Annotated in this window: 22 protein-coding genes, 1 pseudogene and 1 riboswitch; of the genes and pseudogenes, 8 read left to right on the top strand and 15 right to left on the bottom strand. The window is 62.2% G+C overall.

Going from position 1 to position 26,981, the window contains the following annotated elements:
- Position 1: 1 nt before the first annotated feature.
- Positions 2-2,545, bottom strand: coding sequence for an NAD-dependent epimerase/dehydratase family protein (locus tag EKH55_RS21815; RefSeq protein ID WP_151613115.1), 2,544 nt, complete (start codon positions 2,543-2,545; stop codon positions 2-4).
- A 188-nt stretch (positions 2,546-2,733) separates the two neighbouring features.
- Here EKH55_RS21815 and EKH55_RS21810 point away from each other — a divergent pair, with 188 nt between their 5' ends.
- A complete protein-coding gene (locus EKH55_RS21810; RefSeq protein ID WP_151613114.1) occupies positions 2,734-3,951 on the top strand; it encodes a glycosyltransferase family 4 protein in 1,218 nt (405 codons plus the stop codon).
- Between the two features lie 101 nt (positions 3,952-4,052).
- Here EKH55_RS21810 and EKH55_RS21805 read toward each other — a convergent pair whose 3' ends face one another.
- From EKH55_RS21805 to EKH55_RS21790, 5 genes and pseudogenes are all read right to left on the bottom strand, one after another.
- Positions 4,053-5,294 carry an ABC transporter substrate-binding protein gene (locus EKH55_RS21805; RefSeq protein WP_151613113.1) on the bottom strand — a complete coding sequence of 414 codons (1,242 nt, stop codon included), beginning with the start codon at positions 5,292-5,294 and terminating at the stop codon, positions 4,053-4,055.
- A 31-nt stretch (positions 5,295-5,325) separates the two neighbouring features.
- A complete protein-coding gene (locus EKH55_RS21800; RefSeq protein ID WP_151613112.1) occupies positions 5,326-7,413 on the bottom strand; it encodes a putative bifunctional diguanylate cyclase/phosphodiesterase in 2,088 nt (695 codons plus the stop codon).
- 92 nt (positions 7,414-7,505) lie between these two features.
- A complete protein-coding gene (locus EKH55_RS29480) occupies positions 7,506-7,682 on the bottom strand; it encodes a hypothetical protein (protein ID WP_192803864.1) in 177 nt (58 codons plus the stop codon).
- 199 nt (positions 7,683-7,881) lie between these two features.
- A pseudogene (locus EKH55_RS30325) lies at positions 7,882-8,227 on the bottom strand (protoglobin domain-containing protein); the annotation flags it as partial.
- 461 nt (positions 8,228-8,688) lie between these two features.
- Positions 8,689-8,868 carry a universal stress protein gene (locus EKH55_RS21790; RefSeq protein ID WP_151613111.1) on the bottom strand — a complete coding sequence of 60 codons (180 nt, stop codon included), beginning with the start codon at positions 8,866-8,868 and terminating at the stop codon, positions 8,689-8,691.
- Between the two features lie 184 nt (positions 8,869-9,052).
- Positions 9,053-9,128: riboswitch (Fluoride riboswitch) on the top strand.
- 158 nt (positions 9,129-9,286) lie between these two features.
- On the opposite strand from EKH55_RS21790, the gene crcB reads away from it, so the two are divergent.
- Positions 9,287-9,676, top strand: a complete 390-nt coding sequence (crcB, locus tag EKH55_RS21785) for a fluoride efflux transporter CrcB (RefSeq protein ID WP_151613110.1) — start codon at positions 9,287-9,289, stop codon at positions 9,674-9,676.
- An 18-nt stretch (positions 9,677-9,694) separates the two neighbouring features.
- On the opposite strand, the gene EKH55_RS21780 is transcribed toward crcB, so the two are convergent.
- The 6 genes from EKH55_RS21780 to EKH55_RS21755 all read right to left on the bottom strand — a co-directional run bounded on the left by EKH55_RS21780 (position 9,695) and on the right by EKH55_RS21755 (position 17,590).
- Positions 9,695-11,044, bottom strand: a complete 1,350-nt coding sequence (locus EKH55_RS21780; RefSeq protein WP_151613109.1) for a sigma-54-dependent transcriptional regulator — start codon at positions 11,042-11,044, stop codon at positions 9,695-9,697.
- Positions 11,041-12,849 (bottom strand): ATP-binding protein, encoded by a 1,809-nt coding sequence (locus EKH55_RS21775; RefSeq protein ID WP_151613108.1) that lies wholly within the window; start codon positions 12,847-12,849, stop codon positions 11,041-11,043. Before EKH55_RS21775 ends, EKH55_RS21780 begins: the two co-directional genes overlap by 4 nt.
- Before the next feature lie 106 nt (positions 12,850-12,955).
- Complete coding sequence (locus tag EKH55_RS21770) at positions 12,956-13,318, bottom strand: DUF1850 domain-containing protein (RefSeq protein WP_151613906.1); 363 nt, start codon at positions 13,316-13,318, stop codon at positions 12,956-12,958.
- Positions 13,315-15,432 (bottom strand): TRAP transporter permease, encoded by a 2,118-nt coding sequence (locus EKH55_RS21765; RefSeq protein ID WP_151613107.1) that lies wholly within the window; start codon positions 15,430-15,432, stop codon positions 13,315-13,317. The genes EKH55_RS21770 and EKH55_RS21765 overlap by 4 nt, the downstream gene beginning before the upstream one ends.
- A gap of 87 nt (positions 15,433-15,519) precedes the next feature.
- A complete protein-coding gene (locus tag EKH55_RS21760) occupies positions 15,520-16,464 on the bottom strand; it encodes a TAXI family TRAP transporter solute-binding subunit (RefSeq protein ID WP_069457039.1) in 945 nt (314 codons plus the stop codon).
- A 451-nt stretch (positions 16,465-16,915) separates the two neighbouring features.
- Positions 16,916-17,590 carry a DUF1236 domain-containing protein gene (locus tag EKH55_RS21755; protein ID WP_151613106.1) on the bottom strand — a complete coding sequence of 225 codons (675 nt, stop codon included), beginning with the start codon at positions 17,588-17,590 and terminating at the stop codon, positions 16,916-16,918.
- A gap of 145 nt (positions 17,591-17,735) precedes the next feature.
- On the opposite strand from EKH55_RS21755, the gene EKH55_RS21750 reads away from it, so the two are divergent.
- On the top strand, positions 17,736-18,563 hold the full coding sequence (locus EKH55_RS21750; RefSeq protein WP_151613105.1) for an SIR2 family NAD-dependent protein deacylase: 828 nt from the start codon (positions 17,736-17,738) through the stop codon (positions 18,561-18,563).
- A 78-nt stretch (positions 18,564-18,641) separates the two neighbouring features.
- Here the strand turns inward: EKH55_RS21750 and EKH55_RS21745 are convergent, their stop codons facing one another.
- On the bottom strand, positions 18,642-19,343 hold the full coding sequence (locus tag EKH55_RS21745; RefSeq protein WP_151613104.1) for an SDR family oxidoreductase: 702 nt from the start codon (positions 19,341-19,343) through the stop codon (positions 18,642-18,644).
- Positions 19,344-19,693: 350 nt separating this feature from the next.
- Between EKH55_RS21745 and EKH55_RS21740 the strand changes: the two genes are divergently transcribed.
- The 4 genes from EKH55_RS21740 to EKH55_RS21725 all read left to right on the top strand — a co-directional run bounded on the left by EKH55_RS21740 (position 19,694) and on the right by EKH55_RS21725 (position 24,168).
- Positions 19,694-22,060, top strand: a complete 2,367-nt coding sequence (locus EKH55_RS21740) for a putative bifunctional diguanylate cyclase/phosphodiesterase (RefSeq protein ID WP_151613103.1) — start codon at positions 19,694-19,696, stop codon at positions 22,058-22,060.
- Complete coding sequence (locus tag EKH55_RS21735; protein ID WP_151613102.1) at positions 22,057-22,779, top strand: substrate-binding periplasmic protein; 723 nt, start codon at positions 22,057-22,059, stop codon at positions 22,777-22,779. Before EKH55_RS21740 ends, EKH55_RS21735 begins: the two co-directional genes overlap by 4 nt.
- Before the next feature lie 371 nt (positions 22,780-23,150).
- Positions 23,151-23,561, top strand: coding sequence for a DUF2000 domain-containing protein (locus EKH55_RS21730; RefSeq protein ID WP_151613101.1), 411 nt, complete (start codon positions 23,151-23,153; stop codon positions 23,559-23,561).
- A gap of 10 nt (positions 23,562-23,571) precedes the next feature.
- Positions 23,572-24,168, top strand: a complete 597-nt coding sequence (locus tag EKH55_RS21725) for a LysE family translocator (RefSeq protein ID WP_151613100.1) — start codon at positions 23,572-23,574, stop codon at positions 24,166-24,168.
- A gap of 11 nt (positions 24,169-24,179) precedes the next feature.
- On the opposite strand, the gene EKH55_RS21720 is transcribed toward EKH55_RS21725, so the two are convergent.
- Both EKH55_RS21720 and EKH55_RS21715 read right to left on the bottom strand, forming a co-directional pair.
- Positions 24,180-24,986, bottom strand: coding sequence for an AraC family transcriptional regulator (locus EKH55_RS21720; protein WP_151613099.1), 807 nt, complete (start codon positions 24,984-24,986; stop codon positions 24,180-24,182).
- Positions 24,987-25,109: 123 nt separating this feature from the next.
- Positions 25,110-25,991 carry an NAD-dependent epimerase/dehydratase family protein gene (locus tag EKH55_RS21715; RefSeq protein WP_151613098.1) on the bottom strand — a complete coding sequence of 294 codons (882 nt, stop codon included), beginning with the start codon at positions 25,989-25,991 and terminating at the stop codon, positions 25,110-25,112.
- Between the two features lie 332 nt (positions 25,992-26,323).
- Here EKH55_RS21715 and EKH55_RS21710 point away from each other — a divergent pair, with 332 nt between their 5' ends.
- A complete protein-coding gene (locus EKH55_RS21710) occupies positions 26,324-26,914 on the top strand; it encodes a sugar transferase (protein ID WP_246231976.1) in 591 nt (196 codons plus the stop codon).
- Positions 26,915-26,981: the final 67 nt, after the last annotated feature.

Below are 26,981 nucleotides of genomic sequence, written 5' to 3'. Positions count from 1 at the left end.
CTCAGACAATGGCCCGGTCCCAGCCGCCATAGTGCTCTTCGCTGCGCGTGCCGCGCGGCAGGCTCAACGCGATAAGTCCAAGGCCGACCACCACATCCGCGATGACGCCGAACGTGCTGCCGCCCGAAAGCAGGAATGGGGATGCAGCAATCCAGGCACCGAGGGCCGCATTGATAAAACGCAACGGCCGGACGACCTCCGCCATCGCGGTGACGGCGATCATCACGACGAGGCAGCCGGCGACGTGGTCGCTGTAATAGAGCGGCGGCTCGGTACCGAAGACCAACGGCGTGGACATTAACACGATCCCGAGCAGAACGCTCACCACCAGCGTCCAGGGGAAGTTCACCCCGCCGATGATGAACTCGCGCAACACCTTTGAGGCCGGCCGATCGAGGTCCGGCTCCGGCGTCTGGTCCTCGGAAAGCGCCGGACCGCCCCTCCAGAAGGTCCGCCAGAACGGTTCGCCGGTCAATTTGGCCCGCCAGAGGTATTGCAGGGTCGCCAAAACCTCGTCGACCGAATAGGGGATCAGCAGGACCGTCACGGCCGCCTGGATGATGCAGAGCGTGCATAGCGCGCCGATCAGCGGCGGTTGGATGATGATGAAGGAAACGCTAACCACGCCAAGCGGTATGATCAACAATCCGAAGAGGAATACCATCCAGGGCATGGTGCGCCAACGACGACGGTCGCCGATCGCGCCGGCGAGGATATCGAGTGCATAGGCAAAGGCGCCGAGCCCGGCATCGGCGATCGGGAAGCCCTTCGACACCCAGGAGGTGACCACGGCCTCGCTGCCATTGTCGGTCGCGGCACCGCCCGGTCCGAAGAACGGATCCCAGAGGCCGTCGATATGGCCAAGCTGGTATGCCGCCAGATAGCGCGAGACGAACAGACCGACGAAGGCAAGTGCGACGATCGGCATCCGTTGGGTGAAGGAGGATGGCGAATAGCTCCAGCCGAGTGGGCGGTCGTCGTCGGCCGCAAGCGCCCGCCGACTGATTCCGGGCGTTGGCGGCACCGTGACGGCGAAGACGGGAATCAGCATGCCGACGACGGTGTCGATGGCATAGGCGGCGGGGCTCGTCGTCCAGAAGACGAGCGGCGCGAACATCACCCAAAGGCCGACGGCAGCCGTGATCCACTGCAGCCAGGACCAGCGGCGGTACATGCCGGCAAGGGAGAAAACAACGACAAGCAGGCCGGAGGCGATTTCGCTCATGCCGAGGCGCGCATTGCGGATTGAGGCCTCGGCAATCTCGTGTCCAAGGGCTGGAGGCGCGGAAGCAGCAACGGGATCGAAAAGACCGAGCGTCATCGGAGAGGCGAGAAGCCAGAGTCCCAGCGCAACGTTCGCCAGCGGCGCCCAGAGCGTGAAGAGGCGATGACGCTCCACGGCGGCATCGATTTGCGCCTCGCTCCGCTCGAGCGGGCCACGAAGCCTTTCCCGTGCCTGATCGAGCTCGGGCTCGGTCGCCGCGACGGCCGACGGCTCCAGCTTGTTCCTTTCGTACCAGTCGGTCGGATCCTCTTTCAGTCGACGGATCATTTCCGGCAAAGTAGCGGCCAGGCTGTGCTGCGGCTCCCAGCCCAGCAGGCGTCGGGCCCGGGAAATGTCGATCTCAAAATGATCGTCCGCGGTCTCGATCATCCAGGGTCTGATATCGGTGTCCTGGTCGAGGACTTCGGTCTGCATCCATGCACCGGTCTTGGCGAGGCCCTTGGGCAGGACGAAAGTTTGCCAATCCTCGCCATGGAGGAGCTTGCCGATGCGTTTCTGCATTTCTCCATAGGATAGCGTTTCCGTCTCGCCGATCAGCATGACGCTCTCGTCCGGTAAATCGGCGCGGCGCTCGACGGCGAGCACGAAAGCATCAACAAGATCGTCCTTGTGCAGGTAAGGCTGCCCCGCTCGAAGATCGCCGCTGAAAAGATAGGCCGTCGGCAGTCGCTCGAATATGCGGGCGATTTGCTGGGCGACGAAGGCGGCGCGACAATCCTCGTCATAGACGCCGGCCAGCCTGAGCACGACGGTCTTGATGCGGCCGTGCTCCTTTGTGATGACCGCTTCCGTCCTTGCTTTCGATTCCGGGTATGCCCAAGTCGGACCAAGCGGACTGTCCTCATCGATAGCGACACCTCTCCGCGGGCTCGGCGCATGCACGAGCAAGGTACTGGAGAAGATGAACTGCTCCGTGTCGAGGCTCTGCAAGCCGGCGAGCAGCCGGCGTGTTCCCTCGACGTTGACCGCGTCATATCTGGGATCGCTCTTGCCGGTCGTGTCGTAATAGGCAGCGAGGTGAATGACCGAGGCGACCCGCCCGCCGCTGCGCTGGTGCACTTCTTCGAGTGCCGTCCTCACGCTTTCGTCCGAGGTCAGATCGATCCTGATCGTTTCGATCGCCTCCGACGGCCCCTCGGGCACGTCGACATCGAGCCCGATCACCCGGTATCGGCCGTGCAATTCGCGAGCGATCGCCTGTCCAAGAAAGCCGCTCGAGCCCGTAATGAGGACGGTCGGACAATTGGTCTCTTCGGGCATATCCAAACCTTCGCGGGAGTACCTTTCGCAAACATCGCATCAGACGGGAATGTTCCCTTCCTCCGCGGTCGCAGCAGTTCGCTTGCGGGAACAAGTGGCAGTTTCGGCAATTGTTGCAGGTGAGCTCGCGCTGCCCTTCGAGCGAATGCATCCCGCCTTCGCCGCGGCCCGACAACAGGAGTACTGCAATGAAAATTGCGCAAATCGCCCCTCTTGCAGAAAGGGTTCCCCCGAAGCTTTACGGCGGGACCGAGCGGATCGTCGGCTGCCTGACGGAAGAACTCGTAAGGCTTGGCCACGACGTGACGCTCTTTGCAAGTGGAGACTCGATCACCACATCGAAACTGGTGCCTTGCTGCGAGGTCGCGCTCAGGCTCAATGCGGCGGTCCGTGATTTTCTTCCCCATAATATGGTCATGCTGGAAGAGGTGCGGCGGCGGGCGCACCAATTCGATGTCCTGCACTTCCACATCGATCTGCTGCATTTTCCGCTGATCCGAGATTTCGCCGAGCGAACCGTGACGACCCTGCACACGCGCCTCGACGAGCCGGATCTGCGGCCGTTCTATCGCGCTTTCTCCGACATCCCCCTGGTTTCCATCTCGAACGACCAGCGCCGGCCGATCCCGGTGGCCAACTGGCGCGGCACCGTTTACCACGGGCTGGATCCCAAGCTGTTGCCATTCAAGGAAAAGCCCGGCGGCAACTATCTGGCGTTCCTCGGGCGCATTTCGCCGGAGAAAGGACCGGACCGGGCGATCGAGATCGCGACCCGGGTCGGCAGGCAACTGAAGATCGCGGCAAAGATAGACGCCAAGGACCGCGCCTATTGGGAGGCGGTTGTCGAACCCCTTATCGCGTGCCATCCGAACGTCGAGTTCATCGGCGAGATCGATGAGAGGCAAAAGGCGGAATTCCTCGGCGACGCAGCGGCGCTATTGTTTCCTATCGACTGGCCGGAACCATTCGGCCTTGTGATGATCGAGGCCATGGCGTGCGGCACGCCCGTGCTTGCCTTCCGCTACGGCTCGGCGCCGGAGGTCATCGAAGATGGCGTGTCGGGCGTGCTGGTCGACTCGGTTGCCGAGGCGGTTACGGAATTGGACCGCGTGCTCCTGCTTGACAGGCGCAAAGTGCGGGCGGCCTTCGAGCGCCGCTTCACGGTGGAACGTATGACGCGCGGCTATATGGACATCTATCATGCGCTTCCAGGACTCCATGGGCGCGACCGGATGGAGGAGCCCGCCCGAAAAGCGGACCGGACTCCGCGCTCGCGCGTCAACGGCGGAAAACCAGTCGCCAAACCACCGATCTGGGCAGCCCAGACGGGCGGAGGCATATGTCCGCCCGTCGAAGCGCCCAACGGTGTCGCGCCGGGCCATTCCGGTCCGGCGAACCGGCGATAGAGCTCGATTTGCTCTCATGCCTCTTGCGCCATCGCGGAGATGGTCAGGTGATGCGATCACCTGCCTTGAGCCACTGAGCGGGACGATCGAGCCGGTCCCGTTCAGTTATGTTGCAGGACTTCGTACAGTCGCCGCTGCGCCGTTTCAACGGACATGCTTTGGTCGTTGAAGAACTCCGCGAGCACGGCTATGAAGCCGTCAGACATTTGCGTCGGCATTGCCATGGATTGCGCACTCACTCCGCTCTTCTCAGCAATCATCTCCAGGCCGAGCCGCCCGCACCGATCGAGCCCGCTCGGATCGACGTCCGTGCGAACGGGAAGTGAGCCCTTGATGCGGCTGAAGGCGACCTGATTGTCCCGATCAAGCAGCATGCGAGCAAAGGCCTGCTGCGCAGCGGCAGCATCCGGGCGATTGGTGATCGGAAAGGCGAAGGCGTCGATGACCATGAAGTATGCGATCTCGGTTCCGGGTACCAGGCTGCAGCCGAAGTCCCGATCGACGGCGTAGCCTCGGGCAACCAGTTCACCTTTCGCCCAATCCCCCATGAACTGCATGCCGGCCTCGCCCCGCCCGATTGCCTCCGTGGCATCCGCCCAGGTCTTGGGTGCGCGAACCGCCGCAGGTTCGGCATAGCGAGAGAGACGCCGCAGCATCCCGAGCGCCTCGGCCATCCGGGGATTCTGCACCACCGTCGCATCTCCGCTGATGAGGCGGATATATCCCTCGGAACCCAGCTTGTAATGCATGATATTGTTGAAAATGATGGAGATTTCCCAATTGCCGCCACCAAGCGCAATGGGCAGGCGTCCCTCCGCCTTGATCCTTTCGGCCGCCGCGAAGATATCATCCCAGCTCCGCGGCGCGCTCAGGCCAGCCTTCAGGAAAATGGCTTCACTTGTCCAGAGCCAGTTCTCCGCATGGATGTTGGTGGGGGCGAAATAGATCTTGCCTTTGTAGCTGATACGGTCGAGCACGGTTGCGGGCAGCACATCTCGCCAGCGATCAGCCTTGGCCGCCTCTTCGATATCGAGCACGATGCCCATTTCCGGCAACTCGCGCGAACCTTCATTGGCATTCCATTGCATCACGGCAGGCGCGTAGCCGTTGGCGACACGGTCGCTGACGACCCGCTGCACGGCCACCTTGTTATCCGCCGGCAGGTCCGCCCACTGATTGCCGGCCTTCGTCCATGCCTGCCGGAAGACGTCAAGGGCTTGCGACTCACTCTTCGACACCCAGAAATGCACGACATCGACCGCGCCCGACCAATCGGCGGCCGCAACATTCAACGGGTTCGCCAGCGTCAGTGCCGCCGCAAATAGTACTGTTTTCACTTTCATGTCCCCACTCCTTTATACTACAGCGCGCCGCCTACGGCCGCCGCCCCCTGCCGACGGCCGAAAACCGCTTTACGCCCCCGGATCGCCTCGGCAACCGCTCGCCTGCCTGATGGACGGGCACCGGTTTGCCGAACAGATAGCCCTGTCCCACCTCGCAACCGACCTCCAGCAGAAAGCGGCGTTGCGCATCCGTCTCTATGCCTTCCGCGACGCAGCCTTTGCCGAGATTGCGCGACAGATCGACCATGGCGCGGATGATCTGCTCCGAGCGGGCATCGCCACCAATGCCGTCAACGAAACTGCGATCGATCTTCAACTCGTCGAATGGGAAGTCGCGCAGATGCACAAGCGAGGCAAAGCCGGTGCCGAAATCGTCAAGCGAGACCGAGAGGCCGTGCTCGCGGAAGCGCGCCACCGTATCGAGGATCTGATCGGCGCTGCGATTGAGGAACACGTCCTCGGTGATCTCCACCGCAAAATCGTGCCATTCGAGACCGTTCACCCGGATCGTCTCGACGAAGAGGTTGTAGCCCTCTTTGTCGACGAGCAGCACTTCGGGCAGATTGATCGAGATGGGGCCGGGGACGAGACCCGCCCGCTTCCAAGCGTTGAGGTCGCGGCCGACGGTCGCGACGACCGCACGCGTCATGCCGCGGATGAGTTGGGTTCCCTCCATGAGCGGCAGAAACCGCCCCGGCGGCAGCAGGCCGAGTTCTGGATGCTGCCAGCGCACCAGTGCCTCGAACCCCAAATGCATCCCGGTCGCGAGATCGACCTTGGGCTGATAGTGCACCACGAATTCATCGCGATCGGCGGCAAGAACCAGAGCCAGCGACAGCTGGTTTTGCTCCAGCCTGCGCGCGAGCGCCGCCTCGTCGAAGATGAAGGCGGTATTGCGGCTGCTCTTCGCCGTATAGAGCGCAAGATCGACGACGCGCATGAGGCTTGGCTCGTCGTTCGCATGGCTCGGCACGACAGCGCCGCCGATGCTCGCGGACGTTTGAAGCACGCGTCCCTCGAAGGGAATTTCGGCAGCGATCGCCTCGACAGCCCGATTGGCGATCGTGGCGAGCAGCGCGGCATCGGCCATTCCTGGCAGAAGCACGGCGAATTCGTCCCCGCCCAGGCGGGCAGCGATGTCCGTAGAGCGAAATGTCCTTTGCAAGACGCGGGCGACATGGTCCAAAACCGCATCGCCCGCAGGATGGCCGAAACTATCATTGATGGCTTTAAAGCGATCGAGATCGATGAGCAGCATCGCAAAGCCGGTCCCGGCCCGCTCTAAGTCGGAGAAAAGATTGGCAAGAGCCTGATTGAAGGAGGAACGGTTGGCGAGACCGGTAAGTGCATCGGTATGCGCTAGCCGTGTCAGCCGTTTCTCGAAATCCATCGTCCGGCGATGTTCGTTGCGCAGTTTCTTCAGAAGCGGGCTGAAGAGGAAGATGCTCGCCAGGATGACGGTCGCCGCAATCAGCGCCAAGAGCCCGGTACCAATCAGCTTGGCGTTGTCGATGCTGATGCCGCTGCGCTCATGCGCCCGGCGGATGAGATCACCGAACTGCCGCATCAAAACGCTGTCCGACGAAACGGCGAAGTCGATCGGACCCCAGAAGGAATAGCGTTCGCGCCGTTCTTTCGCGCCGGCATTGGCGATCCTCTCTGCGCGCGCGAGGAAATCTTCAAGTCGGGCGTCGAGATCGAGGCGCAACTGCTCGGAGATGCTGTCGCGCGGATTGAGCTTCTCGAGGAAATTGCGGCCGATCTCGTCGTGCAGTGCAGACAGTTGCCGGCTCATCGCGCGGACATCGCCGATCGCCCGGTGAATATCGTCCCGCATCGGGCGGACGATATAGTCGGGCAGGTTGGGATCGGCCGAAGCGCGCATCAGGGCCCGCGTCTGATTGGCAAGCTGCTGAAAACGAATGAACTGGTTGCTGGTCAGAAAGCCGATATTCTGCTGCAACGAATGGCGGTCGAGCGCCACAACCACTGTCAGGTAGGTGGCTCCGATGAGCAGGGTCATGACGATGACGGCATTCACGTAGTGCCTACCAATCGAGCGAATATACTTCTCGACGGACCGCTGCGGCTTGATCCGCGACTCTATTCGCCTAAGCATCCTAACGCTCCGTCGTCCAACGGAACGGCTGCCTCGCAGCCGGCCCCCCAATCACGCTCGCCAAATTCGCCCCTCAAATTTCGCCCCCTTTGTTACTTCCCGGCTCTCGTGGCCTCTGCTTTCGATGTCTCTTCGCCCTTGCCCACCAGCGCGATGCGCATCTTGTCGAGCTCCGATGCAATGATCACCATGCGATCTCGCGCAGCTTGCAGTTCGGCCGTGTTTGCGCGGTCCTCGGGCGTAGCGGATGGAAAGGCGCCTTCACCCATCAGAACTCTTCCCAATCGCTGTCGGCAACCGCCGCATTGCCGTGGAAGGCTTTTGCAGGTCTGGCGGTCATCTGGCCGACGGGCGACGCGCTACGCGATGGCGCGGCAGGAGTGGAAACAACCGCAGCACCGGCACGGGCAATGCGATCCGTGCCGCCGCCCGCGCTATCGAATTCCCGGAGCATGCCGGCGATGCGGTTGACTTCCTTGGCCAGTGCATAGCTGGCAGCCGTGGACTCCTCCACCATGGCGGCATTTTGCTGGGTGCTCTGGTCCATGCCGTTCACGGCGGTGTTGATCTCCTGGAGCGCGGTCGCCTGCTCGCGAGCAGCCTCGACAATGGTGCGGACCTTCTGGACGTAACCAGCGCCGAAGTCGCCATTGGAAATATTCGTCCAATGCCCCTTTTGCGCCCCTTTGGCGCGGGCGATGTGCTCCTCTGACGAGAAGAACCGCTTGACTTCGGGGCTTTGGCGCAGCTGTGCATAAAACTTGTCGAGGCCGATCGGCAGTTCGCGTTCTACCAGGGTCTTCAGCGTGCGGATGCTTTCGCAGCTTGCCGCGCCAATATCCTGCTGCTTTTGCCCGCCCCGATCGGTGACGGGATTAAGCATTTCCATGCGACGGCAGGACGTCATAATTATCTCCTCGCGGCCGAGGTGCCGCCGTGTTGGCAAGAGATACACTTCGCCGGTTTGCTAATATACGACCAGTCTCACCGCGAGGCTTAACGGAGGTTTAACAGCCGGAGCCCCCGCGATTACCCCTAAAATCTTCAGCGTTTTTCGAGCCCGTTCTGCGGTTTATGGATAGACTCATGATTGTTCAAAGGAAGCGACAGGACACGCATTGCGTCTAATCGCAGCAAGGGATTTTCGGCCATGTCCGCCCCTCTTCGCGCAAGCCTGCACGTCTCCTGAAGACGCGCTGCGCTGTAGAGTGAAGACGTTCAACTCGGTGTTGGCATTGCCGACAGCCCCAGCAGCTGCCCGCCTCGGTCTCACCCTCAGCGCTTTATCATCAGCGGCAAGCGCGCATGCGTCAGCAGATAGCGGGTCACGCGGCCGAGCAGCTGTTCCATGAGATAATTGTGCCAATAGGCGCCAATCAGCGAGCAACTCGCCTGCACCGCGTTCGCAGCCGAGAATCGTCTCGCTGACTGGCCGCCGACCGGAGCCAAACGCAACGACTTCGCCAATGAGGCCGAGCCGTGCGAACATGTCTTTCGCCGTATTCTGATGGCGGGCATCGGCCGTATCGTCGATGCACGGGACGGCGAGGCTTTCGCCGCAACCAGCCATCGCCGTGCCGCGATGCGCCCTACCATCAGCTTGAAGAGTGTGTTGACAGGGCCCACGGCTACTTGTAATTGGCACGTTGGCAATGGATTCTGCCAGGCATCGAGCCGAACCGCTTCCCCACGAAGCTGATGACTCCTGCTCATGATCGCCCGCGCGAGAGAGTAGAGCCATGCCCGAATCGAGCCGAGTTGCCTTCGACCCTGTCGTTTTGAATTCCTCGTCTGTTCAATCTCTTCGAGACGCGACGCAACGCGGCCGCAACGGGCGTCAACACGAAGGCAACATCTTGAGAAGGTATAATTGATGGGCTACCTGATCGTTTTTCTGGGCGCGGGACTGGGCGGCGCGATGCGCCACGGCGTCAACCGGTTCGCCGCCTATCTTTTCGGCGTCGCCTTTCCCTCCGGCACCCTGACGGTGAACATCATCGGTTCCTTCTTGATGGGTGTTCTCGCCGGATACTTCGCTTTTCGCGGCGAGCTTTCGCAGGAAGCGCGCCTCTTCCTGACGACGGGCGTACTTGGCGGCTTCACAACCTTCTCCACCTTCTCGCTCGACACGATCAGCCTGTGGGAACGCGGGCAATGGATGGCAGCCGCGATCTATGTCGTGGCATCCCTGGCCTTGGCGCTTGCCGGCCTTTTCGCCGGCCTTATGCTCGTTCGCCTCGTCGCCCACGGACAGCCGGCGTAACGGGATCTCCGGCGCAATTCATTTCGCTGCTTCGTCCTCCGCGCACTTTGCTCGCAATCCGAGGCGGGCGATCTTTTCGTTCAGCGTGCGATGAGGAATCCCGAGCCTTGTGGCGGCCCTCGCCGTGCTTCCGTCATTCTCCTCGATGGCCCGGCGGATCACATCGGCTTCGAAGGCAGCCACCTGCTCAGGCAGGGTCGGCAAGTCGGCGGATACGAGGCCGCCATCCGCTGGCCCCGCGGCGTCCAAACCGAGCGCAAAGCGTTCGGCTCGCGCCTTGAGTTCGCGAACATTGCCGCGCCACTCCTCCTGCCCAAGTCTCGCCAGCAGGCCGGCGGAGACGCTTCGCTCCGCGCGGCCATGGCGACGGGCGGCGAGCGACGCGAAGTGGCCGAAGAGCAGGCCGATATCTTGCCTGCGCTGCCTCAGCGGCGGAATGCGCACGTCCACGGTCGCAAGCCGGTAGAAGAGGTCCTCGCGGAAGCGCCCGGCAGCGATTTCGGCGGAAAGGTCGCTCTTGGCGGCGGCGACGATGCGAACGTCGATCGGCCTCACACGGTTTTCGCCAAGCCGTTCGATCATCCGCTCCTGCAGGACACGCAGGATCTTCGCCTGCAGGCCCAAGGGCATGGACTCGATCTCGTCGAGAAACACCGTTCCGCCAGCCGCATGCTCGAACTTTCCCTGCCGGTCGGAGAGTGCGCCCGTGAAGGCGCCCTTCGCGTGGCCAAAGACCTCGCTCTCGAAGATGCTTTCGGGCAGCGCTGCGCAGTTGATCGCCACGAAAGGAGCAGCGGCACGACGGCTTTGCCGATGAAGCGCCTGTGCGACGAGTTCCTTGCCGGTTCCTGTCTCACCGATAATGAGGACGTCGATATCGACCTCCGCCAGCATTTGGACGCGATTTCTGAGGTCACGGATGGCCGGACTGTCGCCGACGATATCGACGCCCTCGCCAGCCTGCACCAGACCCTGCAGCCGCGCGATCTCCTTCTTCATGCGCCGTTTCTCGACGGCCTTGTCCAGGATGGAGAGCAGATGGTCGGCATCATAGGGCTTTTCGATGAAATCCTCTGCGCCCTGCTTCATTGACTTGACCGCCAGCGTGACATCACCATGACCGGTCATCAGGATCACCGGCACATCGCTGCGCTGCCTGACGATCGAGGTGAGCAGCGTCATGCCGTCGATCCCCGGCATGCGGATGTCGCTCACCACGACGTCCGGCTCCTCGCGCATCACCTGCTGATATGCTTCCTCCGGCCGATAAAAGGCGCGGACGGAGAAATCGTTGATCTCAAGCCAATCGGTCGCCGCCTTCAGGAGGTCGCGATCGTCATCGACGAGAAGGATGTGCCCGCGACTCATTGTGCTGCCTCGCTGAGTGCGTGTTCACCCAGGGGCATAGCCATAGTCGCCATCGTGCCGCCGCCCGCGGCTTCCGCAAAGGTGATCTCACCGCCGAACTCGCGGACGATTGCGGTCGCAATGGAAAGGCCGAGGCCAAGCCCCTCGCCCGTCAGCTTCGTCGTGAAGAACGGCTCTGCAATGCGCTCGCGGTGTTCCGGCGCGATACCCGATCCGTTGTCGATAACGGTGACGCACACACGCCCCGCTTCCACCGTCCGCCGGATGGTGATTGCGGGGCCCTTCCTGCCCTCGACCGCGTCGAGCGCGTTCAAGAGCAGATTCAACATGACCTGCTCCAGTTTCACCGCAACGGCAGTAACGACGGGAGTGGGAGCGCCTGCCTCGAGGATCGGCGCGATGCCGAGTGTCTTTGCCCGGGGTGCAGCAAGATCCAGCGCATTGCGGATGACCGCGTCGATGTCGACCTTTTCGAGTTCAGAGGCCCCCTTGCGGCCGAAAGTCTTCAGGTGCCTGACCGTTCGCTGCATCCGCTTCACCAGAGCGCGCGCGTCGAGCACTCTTTCGCCGACTTTTTCCGCGCGCGCCTTCTCCGCCAGCAAGCCTGCGGTCGCCAAGGTCGCTTCGAGCGCCGCGAGCGGCTGGCTCACCTCGTGCACGATCGCCGTCGACATGCGGCCGAGAGCTGCCATTTTCTCGGAATGGATGAGTCCCTCCTGGGCACGGCGGAGTTCCTCCTCGGTGCGCTTGCGCATGTCGATCTCATGGGCAAGATCCTGTGTCCTCTCGGCAACTTTGCGCTCCAGGATTTCACTTTGGCGCAATCGCATTCGGATCAGAAGCGCCCGCTGATGGAGAAAATAGAGCATGCCGGTCGAAAGCAGCCCGGCAATCAGCGCGGAGAGCGCCCAGAAGCCCGCGAGCTTGCCGATGTCCTCGGTACTCGTCGCCGCCAGCACCAGCCAGCCGTCCGGCTCGACAACCGAGAACTTTGCCAGGAGCTGCCGGCCACCATCCTCGACATGAAGCGCCGGCGCGTCCGCCTCGCCGATCGGCGGCGCGACGCCGTCCGGCAGGATCGTCTTCGTCGCGGCGAGATCTGCGCCTTCATAGGTTCGCTCCCGCGCAAGCTGAGCGACGGCTTCGGCCGAAAGCGCTGCAAGTGGCCGATATTTCCAGTCCGGGTTGCCTGACAGGAAGACAATACCCCAACGGTCGGCAATAGCAGTTTGCACGCCTGCGGCCTTCCAGGTCGCCTCGAGCGGCAGCAGGTCGGCCTTGACGACGACGATGATCGGAGATTGACCCGCAAGGTCTATTCTCGACGTCAGGAAATAGCCGGGCTTTCGCGTTGTGACGCCGATCGCATAATAGCGTCCTTCACCTGAATGGAGCGCGTCCTGAAAATACGGGCGGAAGCTGTAGTCGTGGCCGACGAAGCTCTCGGCCGTGTCGAAATTGCTCGATGCGAGGGCAATGCCACGGTCGTCGAGTACATAGAGTTCGGCCGCGCCCGCCTGTCTTACTACGGTCTGCAGGTAGCGGTTCGCAGCTTCGAGCACGGCCGGGCTCCGCTCGCGCCCGGCAAGCGCGCGTATGCGGGCATCCTCGCCGAGAACCAGCGGCAGGTAGCGGAACCGTTCGATCTCCGTTGCGATCGCCCGGTTCGTCAGCACGAGGCTTCGCTGAAGCTGCCCTTCCAGTCCGCCGATCGCCGAACCGCTCGCCAGATGATAGGCGACAAACGGCGCTATACAGGTCACGACCAGTATGAGGATCGTCATTCTGCCGATGTTGCGCATCATTACCGGGCCGACCTGCCTGCCACCTGTTGTCTTGAACCGGTTCCGGTCCGAAGCGTCGACTGTAGCGCCTCTTGGCGGCGGGGAGAACATGAGAGCTCAACCGTACTCAGCCGCACGGCCTCAGAGTGATCGGATCCCCGCTCCGCCCACCCAGTTCGCGGCACCCGTCCCGGTCACAAAGCCTCCACCCGGAGGTCGTCGCCCCGGATGCTGCGAGCACCAACTCGGGAAGCGGCGGCAGATCCGGGGTCCATACCCACCAGGCCCCCACCCGGCGGGCGCCATCGCCCGGATCCATGCCCGCACCCGAGCCCTGCACCCGAGCCTCCTTGAGAACGAGGCCCTCGGGCGTGACCTCCCAGCGCTCTTGCCACTCGGTCCTTTCGACCGAATGGGTCCAGCCAAGGGTGAAGAGGCCAGCGGCCACGGCAACCGCCTTGCCGCTGACGATGCAGACGAGCGCGCTCATGCGACCTTCGCCGACGGCTTCTCGCCCGTCGTCCGGGCCCGCCGCCATACCAGCAGTGCGAACAGCGCCGCAACCGCAAAGCCGATCTCATCCGTGAGCGGCAGGGCCGCCAGCAACGTGAACGCGGCTGCGGCCGCGAGAAGCCGTTCGACGGCGCCGAGGCGGACCACGACGAAGCCGATCACCGCCGCACCCCAAAGGCCAATCGCAAGCGCCGTCTTCACGATGATGTAGGCGACGGCGGCGGGATAGCCAATGGCCGCTGCCGTGGCACCGCCATCCTGCAGCATGAGGGCCGGCGAATAAACGGCCATGAAGGGAATGACGAAGCCTGCCGCGGCCACCTTGATGGCCTGGATTGCAATCTTCAGCCCGCTTTCGCGCGCGATCGGCGCCGCCGCGAAGCAGGCAAGCGCGACCGGCGGCGTCAGGTCGGCCAGTATGCCGAAATAGAAGACGAACATGTGGCTGACGATCAGCGGCACACCGAGCTCGAGGAGCGCCGGTCCGGCGATCGAGGAGGTGATGATATAGTTCGGGATGGTCGGTATGCCCATGCCAAGCACGAGACAGGTTACCATGGTGAGGAGCAACGACAGGAACAGGCTCTTGCCGCCGACGGAGACGATGAACTGCCCGAAGGTATTGGCTGCACCCGTGAGCGTCATCGTACCGATGATGACGCCGACGAGCGCGCAGGCTACAGCCACCGGCAAGGCGGTCTTGGCGCCTTCGGCAAGGGCGTCGCGGCACATCGCCAGCGTCTCCCGGCCACCCTTCGAGAGCGCGTTGACCGCGATCAGCAGCGCCATTGCGCCGACGACCACGCCAATGCCGAACCGAAAGAATGCGGCCGCCACCAGGCCAAGGCCGATCCAGAACAGGATCCGAATGACGTTCGAGGGGAGGCCGAGGGCGATGGAGCTGCCAAGGATCAACAACGCCGTAAAGGCAAGGCCGACCGTTCCGGCGAAAAGCGGCGTGTAACCCGAGAACAACAGCCAGACCAGCGCTGCCAGCGGGAGGAGGAGATACCATTGTTCGGCGATCGCTGCCCTGGCGGATGGCAAATCGGCCTTGGGCAGGCCCAGCAGGCCATATTTGCCCGCTTCCAGATGCACCATCCAGAAGGCCGAGGCGAAATAGAGGACAGCCGGGATGATCGCCGCCTTGACGATCTCGTGATACTCGACCCCGAGCGTCTCCGCCATGATGAAGGCCACCGCGCCCATGACTGGCGGCATGAGCTGGCCGCCCATCGATGCCGTCGCCTCGACGCCGCCGGCGAAGGCTGGCCGGTAGCCGAACCTCTTCATCAGCGGAATGGTGAACTGACCGGTGGTCACCACATTCGCGACACCGGATCCGGAAATGGTGCCCATGAGGCCGGACGAGACGATCGCCACCTTGGCTGCGCCGCCGCGCCGGCTGCCGACGAAGCTCAGCGAGACGTCGGTGAATAGGCGGATCATGCCGGCCTTTTCGAGAAAGGCGCCGAACAGGATGAAGAGGAAAATATAGGTGGATGAAACGAAGGTCGGGATGCCGTAGATCCCTTCCGTACCATAGGCCATATGGTCAATCACCTGGGAGAAATCATAGCCGCGGTGATCGAGCGGTGGCGGAAGATATTCGCCGAACAGGCTGTAGGCGAGGAACAGGCCGGAAATAATCGGAAGCGCTGGACCCATCAGCGCCCAGGCAGCGGCGAAGACCACGCCGAGAGCGACGACGCCGAAGGCGATGTCACGCGGGAGAGGATCGCCGGCGCGCACGAGCAGGTCGGCATATTCATAGCACTGATAGGAGGCGACCGACGCACCGAGGAGTGCAAGTCCCCAGGCGATGCCCTTCGCGAAGCCGCCACGGCCCGCCATCGCCGCCAGCAGGGGAAAGACAAGAACGGTGACAAAACCGACGTGAACCGCGCGCACGATCTGGCTCGGCATGTCGACGAGATGTGCGGCGGTCGCAATCTGGAAAATGGAAAAGGCGAGCGCGATTGCAAACAGAATCCGCCCGTCCCAGGTCTTCGGAAAGGCCTGCGTCAGGGCATCGTGCTTGCTGAGCTCCGCGGCCGTTACCTGGTCGTGTGTCTTGATGTCGTCGTGCATGGATCCCTCCCGAAAATCCGAGCATGCGCGGCGGCGCCATTTCCGCGGCGGCTTTACGGCCACTGGATGACGCCGCCCGTTCTGCAATCAGAGCAGGCCCTTTTCCTTGTAGTAACGCTCTGCTCCAGGATGGAGAGGCACCGGCATGCCCTTCAGCGCATCCTCGATACGGATTTGCTCCGCCGCCTTATGAGCCGCCACGAGCGCCGGCAGGTTCTCGAAGAGCTGCTTTGTCATCTGGTAGGCGGTCTCGTCGGACACATCCGAGTGGGTGACGAGGAAGTTGACGACGGCGACCGTCGGCACGTCGCTGTCCTGACCCTGGTAGGTGCCGGCGGGAACGGTGGCAGCGATATAGGGCGCACCGAGTTTGCCGGCAATTTCTTCCGGGACTGCAACCATCTGCACGTCTAGTGAGGTTGCGAGGTCTTTGAAAGACGACACGCCGAGGCCTGCGGACTGCAGCGTCGCATCGAGCTGCCGGTTCTTCATCAGCTCGACGGATTCGGCGAAGGGCAGGTATTCCGTCTTGCCGAGATCGTCGTAGCTCATGCCGGCCGCGGCTAAGATCGCGCGCGCATTCAGCTCCGTTCCGGACTTGGGTGCGCCGACAGAGAGGCTCTTGCCCTTGAGATCCGCGACCGTCGTGATGCCGGAGTCCTTCGAGGCCATGATCTGGATGTAATTCGGGTAGATGGCGGCGATGCCGCGCAATTTGTCGAGCGGCGCCTTGAAGCCGGCTTCACTATCGCCATCCCAGGCGAGCTTTACGGAATCGCCCAATGCAAAGGCGATCTCTCCGCGACCCTGCTGCAGCAGGTTGAGGTTCTCGACAGAGGCCTTCGTCGCCTGCACCTGCGTGCGCGCACCTTCGATCTTGTCGCCATAGATCTTGGAAAGTGCGACGCCGAGCGGATAATAGACGCCGGAAGTGCCGCCCGTCAGCACGTTGATGAATTCGTCCGCCTTCGCGGAAGCTGCGGAAAGCGCGATGGATGTGCTTGCAATCGCCGCGATGGCGGCGCGTTTCAATTTCCGATTCACAGAGAATCCTCCCGTTCATATACGACCGCGCGGAACACTTCTCCCGAAGGCGCACCGCGCACCCCTAGAGTAGCAAGAGGCGGGCCAAGTCTAAATGCTTGAATTTGCAAGGGCGGAAAGAAAACGCGCCCGGGTATCTGGCGGATTCTTGCCAGCCTCGCGTCGATCGCCGGCAAGAATCCGCCAGATCGTTTCAGGAAGGCTCGGCGCTTGGACGGCCGCGTGTTTCTGAAGGTGCTTGCCGGAGAGACGCACCGGATCGAGTGGGCGTATCGGGATTTAGTTGCTGGCGCGCTCTGCTCCACTGGAAATCGAAGCCAAGCAGTTCTCAATCTGAAGGTCCCGAATACGCGCAAACTCTCCGGTGTTCGCGGTCATGCCACAGCGCCCTTCGCGCCTGAAAAGACGCTGTAGCAGAGGCGTCTCCACCGGGCATCGATCACGCGATGATCAGCACGATCTGGAGCGTCGAGGGATTGACGATAACGATCCGGCCGTCCGCCAGCACGAAGAACAGATAGCCTTCGTAGGCCGGCACGATCTGCACGATGCGCTGCGGCACCGGCTGCAGCTTGACCTTGATTGTCTCCGGAACGGCTGTGCCCACCGAGACATCGAAGTCGACATCGATCGGCTCGACGTTCTGTTCCTTGATGACCTGAGTGATTTCGGTCTTCTGCTCCACCGTCACGTCGACATCGGTCTTCTGCTCTGTCGTTTGCTCCGTTCCCTGGCTTTCCTCGGTCTGCTGCGAGTCGGCCCCGGGCTGCTGTTGCTCCTCGGCGCCGGCCTCACCCTCCTGCTGCTGCGCTTCGCCCTCAGGCTGCTGCTGCGTCTCGGCTTCCACCTGCCCCTCTTGCTGAGTTTCGGCTCCAGCTTGGCCCTCCTGCTGCGCTGCGTCGGTCCCGGGCTGCTGCGCCTGTTGGCTCTCCTGGCCGGCTGCGCCGCCTTGTGCGTCCGGCTGCACGCCCTGCTGCGCACCGCTGCCGGGCTGCGGGCATTCCGTTCCGGCGGGACACTCGGCCGATTGCCCCTGCTCCGTTTGCGCGAGAGCGGGCCCACAGGCAACACCGAGACTCAAGGCGATCGCACTTCTGACGAGAATATTTGTCATGGAAACTTTCTCCAGTTCGAATGTCCCTTCCCCATCCCAACCGGCGGACATGAGCTTTGTTCCCTCCTCGGCGGCGGTACCGTTCGGCGCCATCCCGCGGAACATCTTGCTGCGCGGCGGGTTGAGCGCTCCAGCAGGAGCGACCATGGAAAAGCACATCGAGGCCATCGCGACCGCCTTGAAGCGCCGGCATGCGGTACTTTTTGCCGGCGCGGGCCTATCGATGAGTGTCGGACTGCCCTCCTGGAAAACCTTGATCGACCACATGTTGAAGGACCTGCACATCGACGCATCCCTGATGCAGGACCCGAACATCACCTATCAGGCGATCGCCGAGTGCTACCGCCTCGAAAACGGCAGCATCGAAGCCCTTTGCGAATGGATGCGCGAGAGGTGGCGTGTATTGCCGGAGCGCATAGGAGACTCCGAATTGCATCGGCTTATCGTGGAGCTGGATTTTCCGGTGATCTACACGACCAACTACGACGCCAATCTCGAAACCGCCTACGAGGTCCACGGCAAGCCCTACACGAAAATCAGTCATGCGCGCGACATCGCTTCTGCACCGTCGGGGGTGACGCAGATCGTCAAATATCACGGCGATTTCGATGACCCTGACACGCTCGTGCTGACCGAAACGGACTATTTCAACAGGCTTTCCTTCGACTCGCCTCTCGATGTTCGCTTCCGAAGCGATGCTCTCGGCGCCACGGTACTCTTCGTCGGCTACAGCATGTCTGACATCAACATCCGCCTGCTGCTTCACCGCATCTGGAGCACCTGGCAAGGGTCGGGATACGAGAAAGACCGGCCGCAATCCTATGTGTTCATGTTCCGGCCCAATCCCGTGCAGGAGGCGGTCCTTACCAATTGGGGCGTGAGCGTGATCAAGGGCGAAGGCCAGGATGCACAGGAGGCGCTCCTCTCCTTCATGCGCGCTCTCTCTGACAAGAACGGCTGCAAGGGGGAGTGATCCCGCCATGCCTCATGCGTTTCTTGCACTACGGCGACTTTGGACAGCTGACGAGAGACGGAGTGCGATCGATTCTGATCAGACGGAACGCATCAGCCCCCCGTCGACGCGTATGTTTTGGCCAGTGATATAGCCCGCCCCTTCGGAAGCGAGGAAAGCCACCGTCGCGGCGATCTCCTCGCTTGTACCGTAGCGCTGCATCGGAACGCTCTGTCGGCGGAACTCGGTCGCCGGCAGGCTGTCGATCCAGCCTGGAAGGATGTTGTTGATGCGGATATTGTCCTTTGCATATGCGTCCGCATAAATTTTGGTGTAGGCGGCGAGACCGGCGCGAAAGACGGCGGAGGTCGGAAACATCTCCGAGGGCTCGAACGCCCAAGCGGTCGAGATGTTGATGATCGAGCCCGACCGCTGGGCCTGCATGATTGGAGTGACCAGCCGAACCGGGCGGACGACGTTCATCAGATAGGTATCCAGTCCCCTGTGCCAGTCTTCGTCACTGATCTCGACGATCGGCGCGCGCGGTCCATGGCCGGCGCTGTTGACGAGGACATCGATCCGACCCCAGTTTGAATGGGCAATATCAATGAGCCTCTTCAGGTCTTCGTTCGACTGGTTCGAGCCGGTGACGCCGAGACCGCCCAGTTCCTTGGCAAGCGTTTCTCCCTTGCCGGAGGACGACAGGATCGCCACTCGGTAGCCTTCGGCGGCGAGCCTGCGTGCCGCGGCCGCACCCATGCCGCTGCCACCTGCCGTCACGATCGCGACTTTGCTTGCCATCTCATCTCCTTTGGTCGATTCGGAATTCTGTGGGCGAGTTTGGCACGGCGCGCCGACCGAGTGTAGGCGAAAAACGCCAGACCGAGGCTTCACGCATTTCACAATCGCATAGGCGCGAGAATGCGAGCCTGCCGCCTCGCCATTGCAGGCTTGCTGCGCAATCCGGATAGCGCAGCGCAATCAGGCTAGCAGTGTCGGCGGGTCATTTACCCGCTACTAATGTTTTTTTGTGAAGGATCGCCTTCGGTTTCTGCCATGGGTCGTGTCCGGGTGGGTGCGCTGCTCAGCCGGCAGCGGTCACGGCGGCTGTGCGGAACCGCGACGATGGGGCGGGGGTCCAGGGCGAATTGATGAACTCGCATTCGGTAGAGAGCCGCTTCATACTGATCGTCGCCAGCACCCTGCTGCTGTTGATTGCGCCTCTATTCGTGCTCTTCTTCTACCTGTCTAACGAGCGTGCCTATCGCGACGTCGTGGACCACGGACGGGCCTTGCTCAAGGCCAACTCGCTCGCGCTTGGGAAGCCGCTCTGGGATTTCGACCAAGAAAGCGTGCGGCAGATTGCCAACACTATTCTCGCGGACCGCTCGGTCGGCGCGGTGCGCGTGCACGAGATTTCCGGGGGACTTGACGTCAGGCTGCCGGACAGCGTTGGTGGCACGGACCCGGAGGGATTGCTTCTCTCCACGCCCATCCTTTACCACTCGGTCGACGGCATAAAGACGGTCGGAAGCCTAGAAATTACCATCCGACGCCGCGAGTTGCTCGCCTATTTCGGGATCGACGACGCCGTCTATATCGGCATCTTCCTGTTTTCGATCCTGATCATCACTGCGGCAGCCATTGTCGGCAATCGCTTGATGGTGACACGGCCGTTGCTCCGGCTCACCCATGCGATAGAGGCGACCCGGCGGCTGGGTTCGCGCCATCTGGTCGACTGGGTGTCTGCCGACGAAATGGGCACCCTCGCGGCCAATTTCAACGAGATGCAGGCGCGGCTCGCCCAGGAGGAGAACGACCTGAAGCGCGCCCATGCCAGGACGACGCGGATCTACAATCTCACGCCCGCGAAACTCTATTCCGTCGATGACGACGATCGCCTGACGGCGGTGAGCGACTATTGGCTGCTCGCAACCGGATATGACCGCTCGAGCGTTATCGGCCGGCCCTTCGCCGACTTTCTCGATGAAACGACGCGGGGCATCTACGAAAGCCGCGGGCGAGACGCGACGGTGGGTGTGGAGTCGGGCAATGTCACGGTCAAATTCCGCTGCGCCGATGGCCGCCTGATCGACGTCCTGATCAAGGAGGTGCAGGCGGTGGAAGCGGGCGAAACGCTCTCGCTCGCCGTCATGACGGATGTCACGGAACTGAAGACGGCGGAAGAGCGCAACCACGTTCAGGCGATCACGGATCATCTGACCGGGCTCCTGAACCGCCCGGGCTTCGAGACGGCGCTCGACCATGCCATCCGTCAAACCGCCGAGAATGGCGGTGAACTCGCCTGCCTCCTGATCGACCTCGACCGTTTCAAGCCGATCAACGACAATCTCGGCCATGCCGTCGGCGACGACGTGCTGCGGCAGATCGCCGGCCGAATTCGGGCGCAGGTGCGTTCGGAAGACAAGGTGGGGCGCCTTGGCGGCGACGAATTTGTCGTACTCATTCCCGCCGCCAACGCGAAGAAGGCTGCGCTTCAAACCTCGAAACGCATCGCCTCGGCCTGTGCGGAGCCCATTTTCGTCGACGGCAATCGGCTTTCGCTGAGCGCCAGCATCGGCATTTCCCTCTACCCGTCGCAGGCTAAAACCGGTGCCGAACTGCTGCAGAAATCCGACCTGGCCATGTATGCTCGCAAGCACAACGGCAAGAACGGAACGAAATTGTTCGATCCGGTCATGGCGAGCCTTGCGCAGGAGCGGCTCAAGATCGAGAGGTATATCGAGACGGGGCTCAGCGAAGACTGGTTCGAGGCTTATCTCCAGCCGATCTTCGATCTCGATTCCGGACGAGTGGCGGGTTTCGAAGCGCTGATGCGCCTCAATCATCCAGACCACGGTCTTTTGCCGCCGGCAGACATTATACGCGTCGCCGAGGAGACCGGCTCGATCAAGAAGATCGGCGCGCGCGTGTTCGAAAAGGCGGTGGCCCACCTCGCCCGTCTTTCCGCACTGCCCGGTTTGGAAGACACCTATCTGGCCGTCAATGTCTCGCCGCTGCAGTTCTCCGCGGAACTGCCGGCGACGACATTTGCCGTATTAATGCAATGGGGTATCACCCCCTCGCGCATCGTGATCGAAATCACGGAAGCCGTGCTGATGCACCACAGTCCGGACGTGCGGGAGGTCCTGGAGGCAATGAGTGCCTCGGGTCTCAAAATCGCGCTCGACGATTTCGGCACGGGCTACTCATCGCTTAGCTACCTGCTCCATTTCCCCGTCGACACGATCAAGATCGACCAGTCTTTCACCCGTTCGCTGACCGACAAGGACGAAGCAATTCGCAAAAGGGTTCGCATGCTGGTGACGGGCATCAACACCGTAGCACACGAATTGCACTGCCGGATCATCGCCGAGGGGATCGAGACGGAAGAGCAACTGAAGGAACTTCGCTCCATGGGCGTGGGCTTCGGACAGGGATTCTATCTCGGGCGGCCCCAGCCCGTCGACACCATCAAAGCCGAACTGCAACGCGCTTTTCCCAGGAGTACAGTATGAAACGGATTCTCCCCCTGCTTGCGGCTCTCCTTCCATTCGCGGCGCAAGCCGCCGAACTGAAAATGGTGACAGAATCCTATCCGCCCTTCAACTTTCGGGAGGGTGACACTTACAAGGGCGCGTCCGTCGAGCAGGTTCGACTGTTGATGGAGGACTCGGGCATCGACCACACCATGGAAATGATGCCGTGGGCACGGGCACTCTTTCTCGCCGAAAATCACGAGATGCATTGCGTCTTCACAACCGTTCATAATCAGGAGCGTGACCGGCGTTTCAAATGGGTCGAGCCTTTGCTGACGAGCCGTACCGTCCTCATCCGCAAGTCCGGCTCAACGGCCAATCCGAAAAGCCTGGAAGAGGCGAAGGCTTTCCGGGTTGGAACCCAGCGTGACGATTTCACCCAGACCATCCTCGAGCGGAACGGCTTTCCGCGTATCGATCTCGCCGCGGATCTCCAACTGACACTCAAGAAGCTGATGACGGGCCGGATCGACCTGATGCCGATCTCTGAGAAGTATTATGTCAGTCTCAGGCGCGACGGTCAGCCGATCGAGGCCACCTTGATTCTTGCCGAGGACATCTATTCGATTGCATGCAACCCCTCGGTCCCCGACGAGTTGATTGGCAGGATGCAAAAGAGCCTCGACGAGATCATCGCAGACGGCACGCAGCAGCGTCTTTTCGAAAAATACGGCTTGGCGAGCGATCAGCAAGAATAAGCGGCGCCGGTTGCCGTAGCTCCGCGGCGCGCTGCCAACGTCTACTGCATGCAACCTTTAGTCGACCTCGATTCAAGAGCAAAGACTTGCAGCAATTCAGAGTGCGACAGCGACCATTGCGCATCTAATGAGACGAGCGGCGCGGTAGGATGAGTCCACCGCCCGCCGATGATCTTCGGCCGGCCTGAGGCAGGCAATCCCCTACACACCGCAATCCGGCGACCCTCGACGTGCACGTTAAGAAATCGCTCGAAAGTACCAAGGGTGGCCGACCAAGGAAGCTTGAAACCCTTAAGGGCAATTTCCTTCAATACCGCGCCGGCCTTCATCTTTATCCCTGCGGTCCCAAGAACAATGCTCGAGGACCATCCGTGACACGTTGCGCTTTCGTGATCGACCAGAGCCTGCCCCGCGGGCTGATCGCCAATACCGCCGCCATTTTGGCAATGACGCTCGGCCGCGACCGGCCCGATCTGGTGGGGCATGCGGTCCACGACGCCGATGGGGTTCGCCATGAGGGGATCACGAGAATCGTCATGCCGATCCTGATGTCCGATGCCGATGGCCTGGCAGCGCTGCGTGGCCGCGCCACTCCGCACGAAACCGCCGGTCTGGGCCTCGTCGATGTCACGGAGGCGGCGCAGCGGGCGAAGGACTATCAGGCCTATGAAATCCGCATCGGTCGTATGCGGCAGGACGATCTGCGCTATCTCGGCGTCTGCCTTCACGGGCCGGCTGCGCTGGTGCGCTCGCTGACGGGCGACCTGCCGCTGTTGCGATAGGTGCGCGCCCATGTCCCTTGCGCTCTTTCTATCGATGTCCTCTTTCGCCCTTGCCGCCTCGATTTCACCCGGGCCGGTCAATATCGTTGCACTCACGAGCGGCCTGCGCCACGGTTTCCGCGCAAGCCTGCGACACGTCACCGGCGCGACGGTCGGCTTCACCGCGCTCCTGCTCCTCGCCGGTTTCGGCATCGCCGAATTGCTTCTGCGATGGCCGGGCGCAATCCGTCTCATCAGCGGCGCCGGCGTGGTTTTCCTTCTGTATCTGGCATGGAGCCTGTGGGCCTCCGACGGGAGGGTGTCGGCGGGCCTTGCGACGCGGCCGCCGTCGGTCACAGCCGGCCTCACTCAACAATGGCTCAACCCGAAAGCCTGGATCGCGGCGATTGCCGGAATGGGCGCCTATGGAACGGGCGGCGGCACCCTGCGCATCTGGCTGTTCGCCGCGCTTTATTTCGCGATCTGCTATGCCTCGATCGCCGCTTGGGCTTATGCCGGCGCCCGCCTGCGCCAGCATCTCGACGGTAAACGGCGCTTGCGGGCGTTCAATCGGACAATGGCAGCGCTGCTCGTGCTCAGCGCCGCCTATCTGGTTCTCGCAGGATAAATAGATGAGCACTACGGCTGCGCATATCGGCGCGGCGTCGTTGCCACATGCCGTTTGAAAACACGCTGGAAATGCGCCTGATCGGCAAAGCCCGCCGACAGCGCCACGTCGACAATCGGTCGGCCGAGGCGCAATTCGCTCTGGCCGAACTGGATGCGGCGGTTGACCTGATAGGCGTGCGGCGTCATCCCATAGCGGACTTTGAAGGCGCGGACCAGGTAACTCGGCGAAAGTCCGGAGGTGTCGGCGATCTCCGTCAGCCGCAGCCGGCGGGTGCAATTGTCGCTGATGAAGGCGGCGGCACGCGCCAGATTTGGATTTGCCGCAATCACGCGGCCATCGATCCGCTCCAGGCGATCGTGCAGCCCAGCAAAGAAGGCAGTCGCCGCACAGTCCTTGGCGAGTGCCTCGGCATTTGCGTCGAAGAGCACGTCGAACAAGCCGTCGAGGCGGCGATAAACATCAGGGTCGTCGCTCGCCGCCGCAGCGTAGGGGCGAAACTCCGCACTCTCGCTTTGATCGCTGAGCCAGGCTGGATCCACATAGAGCATGCGATAGGCCCAGGGAGATCCCTTGAGCGGATTGCAGGCATGCGCCTCTTCCGGATTCACGAGTACAACCGTGCCCGCCTTGATCTCGTGCCGCAGGCGTCCATTTCGGTAGCTGCTCCGTCCGGTGCTCACCACGCCGATCGAAAAGGTACGATGGCTGTGCAAGCCGTAGCAGGCATTGCGCCCATCGGCGACTTGGCGCGCCTCGAGAAAGGGAAGCGCCTGATCGCGCCAGAAGTGATGCGGATCGAAGGGCCGGCGGCTCATGCATGCTCTCGCGTTTCGCTAACGTCGTTCAGTTGACCCGCACAATGATCCCTGGCCAGCGGCATTGGCAAGGAATTCCAGGCGCTCGTATCCGGGGTTGGGCTGGCTGCTTTGGTCCCGTCGTCACGACCACGGGAGGAGCAGATCGGCCAAGGGATCTAGATGCACGGGCCGCCAACCGAGCGCAGAGCGGGCCTTTTCGCCGCTCATCGACTGGTCAAGCGCATAGCCCCGCGCCCATTCGCCGCGCAGCTTTGCCACCTCATCGGCGCTGATGATCCGGGTATTGCAGTCCGCACCGCCGAAGACTGTGGCAATCGCCGAGGCAAGCGGCCCCACCGGCAAACCGGTCAAGGCGGCGCCGTTGTAGGACTGACCTGCCTCTGCGCACTCGAGAACCAGGGCGTAGAGTACGGCGAGATCGTCGGCATGCACCAGGGGCCAACGCACATGGCCGCCGTCAACGACAGGTACAGGCCCACCCTTGCGGGCGTGATCGAGGAAGGAGAGGAATACGCCGCCGCTTCGATTGTAGACCATCGCCGGATGCACGACGGTCCCGCGAATCTCCGTGGCGGCGAGCACGCGTCGCAATTGTGGAACCATCCAGGCAAAGGCGGGCAAGGGATCAAAAGGGCTGGTCTCAACGGCCGGTTTGGAGCCCGTGGCACCATATAGCCAGCAGCCGCCGGTGTATACGAAACGAGGCTTCCCCATCTTGGCTAGGACCGGAAGGAGCGCGTCGAGCAGCTGTGAATCGACGTCGCCCATGTCGGCGGCAAAATCGGTGGCCGCATGAATGACAGCCTCGATCTTCGGCAGATCTTTCAGCCAGACCCCCGGCATCCGGATATCCCCCGCAAGCGCCGATGCTCCGACTTCTTCCAGCGCCGCGGCCGATGAGGAAGAGCGTGCAAGGCCGACCACCTCATGACCCCTCTCGACGAGTTCACGTACGACCGCCAGGCCGATAGTGCCGGTCCCACCCATTACGAACACCTGCATTTATCATCTCCCTAGAGCGCCGCGTGTCATAGACGCACTTAGACGCGCAAAGGCCGCTGTAGCACTTTGAATTGCTGCATGTCTTTGTCCTTAACGGAGGTCGATAAGGGAGACATGCAGTAGGGAACAACTAAGCCGGCATGGCGTTTCTAACGATCGGCTGGCGCAGGCGACTCCGTGCAATTGCAAAAACCTTCACTCGTATGTTGCAATGCGGCAGTATTTTGTTAAGGTGCAAGCTTCGATTTATTGCCTCCTGAGGTTGTGCCATGAAGGACTTTGTCTGGTCAAGCAGCCGGAATTTTCAACGCGCAGTGAGAGCAAAGCGCCCTGTGGGCGGACTTGCGAAGCGTGGGTTCGACATCGGCGCCGCTTCCCTGGGACTTGCCCTCCTTGGGCCCCTGCTGGTTCTGCTTGCATGCCTCGTCGCGTTCTCCGACGGTGGGCCCGCGTTTCAAAGACATATCCGGATTGGGCGCGGCGGCTCACTTTTCACCTGCCTGACGTTCCGCACGACGGCCGAGGGGGAAGGCAGACTGACGAGCCTGCAGTCACCGCCTTCACGGCTTCCGGCTGAGCAGTCGGAGCACGATCCGCACCTCACGCCGATCGGTGCAGTGCTTACAAAGCTCGGCCTGGTCGAATTGCCGCAGTTCCTCAATGTGCTGCGGGGGGACATGAGCTTCGTCGGGCCACGCCCGGTTGCGCCGGGGGCGCCCGAGCTCCTCGGGAGCGCCGGGGAGCTTTACCTGGAGTCGCGCCCGGGAATGACGGGGCCATGGCGAGCGGGCGCGAGCGAGGAGAGCGCCCACACGCATCGGCCGGCCCTCGCCCGGCGTTACGTTGAGAACTGGTCGTTTTTCAACGATTTGCGCATCATCGCCAAGTCAGTCACGGCAGCCTGCTTGACACGGAGCAGTTGAAATCGCCGGATGTGAAGCTGCGAGCCCGATCCCGGGCTTGCCCGCATGACCGAAGCTGGATTGATCC

Origin of the sequence: Sinorhizobium alkalisoli (genome assembly GCF_008932245.1) — a bacterium.
Lineage (GTDB): Bacteria > Pseudomonadota > Alphaproteobacteria > Rhizobiales > Rhizobiaceae > Sinorhizobium > Sinorhizobium alkalisoli.
This window is presented reverse-complemented; position numbering and strand designations above follow the sequence as displayed.

Excerpts from the sequence above, each read along its gene's own strand:
- EKH55_RS21815 (WP_151613115.1), bottom strand. The coding sequence starts at position 2,545 with ATGCCCGAAGAGACCAATTGTCCGACCGTCCTCATTACGGGCTCGAGC.
- EKH55_RS21810 (WP_151613114.1), top strand. The coding sequence starts at position 2,734 with ATGAAAATTGCGCAAATCGCCCCTCTTGCAGAAAGGGTTCCCCCGAAG.
- EKH55_RS21805 (WP_151613113.1), bottom strand. The coding sequence starts at position 5,294 with ATGAAAGTGAAAACAGTACTATTTGCGGCGGCACTGACGCTGGCGAAC.
- EKH55_RS21800 (WP_151613112.1), bottom strand. The coding sequence starts at position 7,413 with ATGCTTAGGCGAATAGAGTCGCGGATCAAGCCGCAGCGGTCCGTCGAG.
- EKH55_RS29480 (WP_192803864.1), bottom strand. The coding sequence starts at position 7,682 with ATGGGTGAAGGCGCCTTTCCATCCGCTACGCCCGAGGACCGCGCAAAC.
- crcB (WP_151613110.1), top strand. The coding sequence starts at position 9,287 with ATGGGCTACCTGATCGTTTTTCTGGGCGCGGGACTGGGCGGCGCGATG.
- EKH55_RS21780 (WP_151613109.1), bottom strand. The coding sequence starts at position 11,044 with ATGAGTCGCGGGCACATCCTTCTCGTCGATGACGATCGCGACCTCCTG.
- EKH55_RS21775 (WP_151613108.1), bottom strand. The coding sequence starts at position 12,849 with ATGATGCGCAACATCGGCAGAATGACGATCCTCATACTGGTCGTGACC.
- EKH55_RS21770 (WP_151613906.1), bottom strand. The coding sequence starts at position 13,318 with ATGAGCGCGCTCGTCTGCATCGTCAGCGGCAAGGCGGTTGCCGTGGCC.
- EKH55_RS21765 (WP_151613107.1), bottom strand. The coding sequence starts at position 15,432 with ATGCACGACGACATCAAGACACACGACCAGGTAACGGCCGCGGAGCTC.
- EKH55_RS21755 (WP_151613106.1), bottom strand. The coding sequence starts at position 17,590 with ATGACAAATATTCTCGTCAGAAGTGCGATCGCCTTGAGTCTCGGTGTT.
- EKH55_RS21750 (WP_151613105.1), top strand. The coding sequence starts at position 17,736 with ATGGAAAAGCACATCGAGGCCATCGCGACCGCCTTGAAGCGCCGGCAT.
- EKH55_RS21745 (WP_151613104.1), bottom strand. The coding sequence starts at position 19,343 with ATGGCAAGCAAAGTCGCGATCGTGACGGCAGGTGGCAGCGGCATGGGT.
- EKH55_RS21740 (WP_151613103.1), top strand. The coding sequence starts at position 19,694 with ATGAACTCGCATTCGGTAGAGAGCCGCTTCATACTGATCGTCGCCAGC.
- EKH55_RS21735 (WP_151613102.1), top strand. The coding sequence starts at position 22,057 with ATGAAACGGATTCTCCCCCTGCTTGCGGCTCTCCTTCCATTCGCGGCG.
- EKH55_RS21725 (WP_151613100.1), top strand. The coding sequence starts at position 23,572 with ATGTCCCTTGCGCTCTTTCTATCGATGTCCTCTTTCGCCCTTGCCGCC.
- EKH55_RS21720 (WP_151613099.1), bottom strand. The coding sequence starts at position 24,986 with ATGAGCCGCCGGCCCTTCGATCCGCATCACTTCTGGCGCGATCAGGCG.
- EKH55_RS21715 (WP_151613098.1), bottom strand. The coding sequence starts at position 25,991 with ATGCAGGTGTTCGTAATGGGTGGGACCGGCACTATCGGCCTGGCGGTC.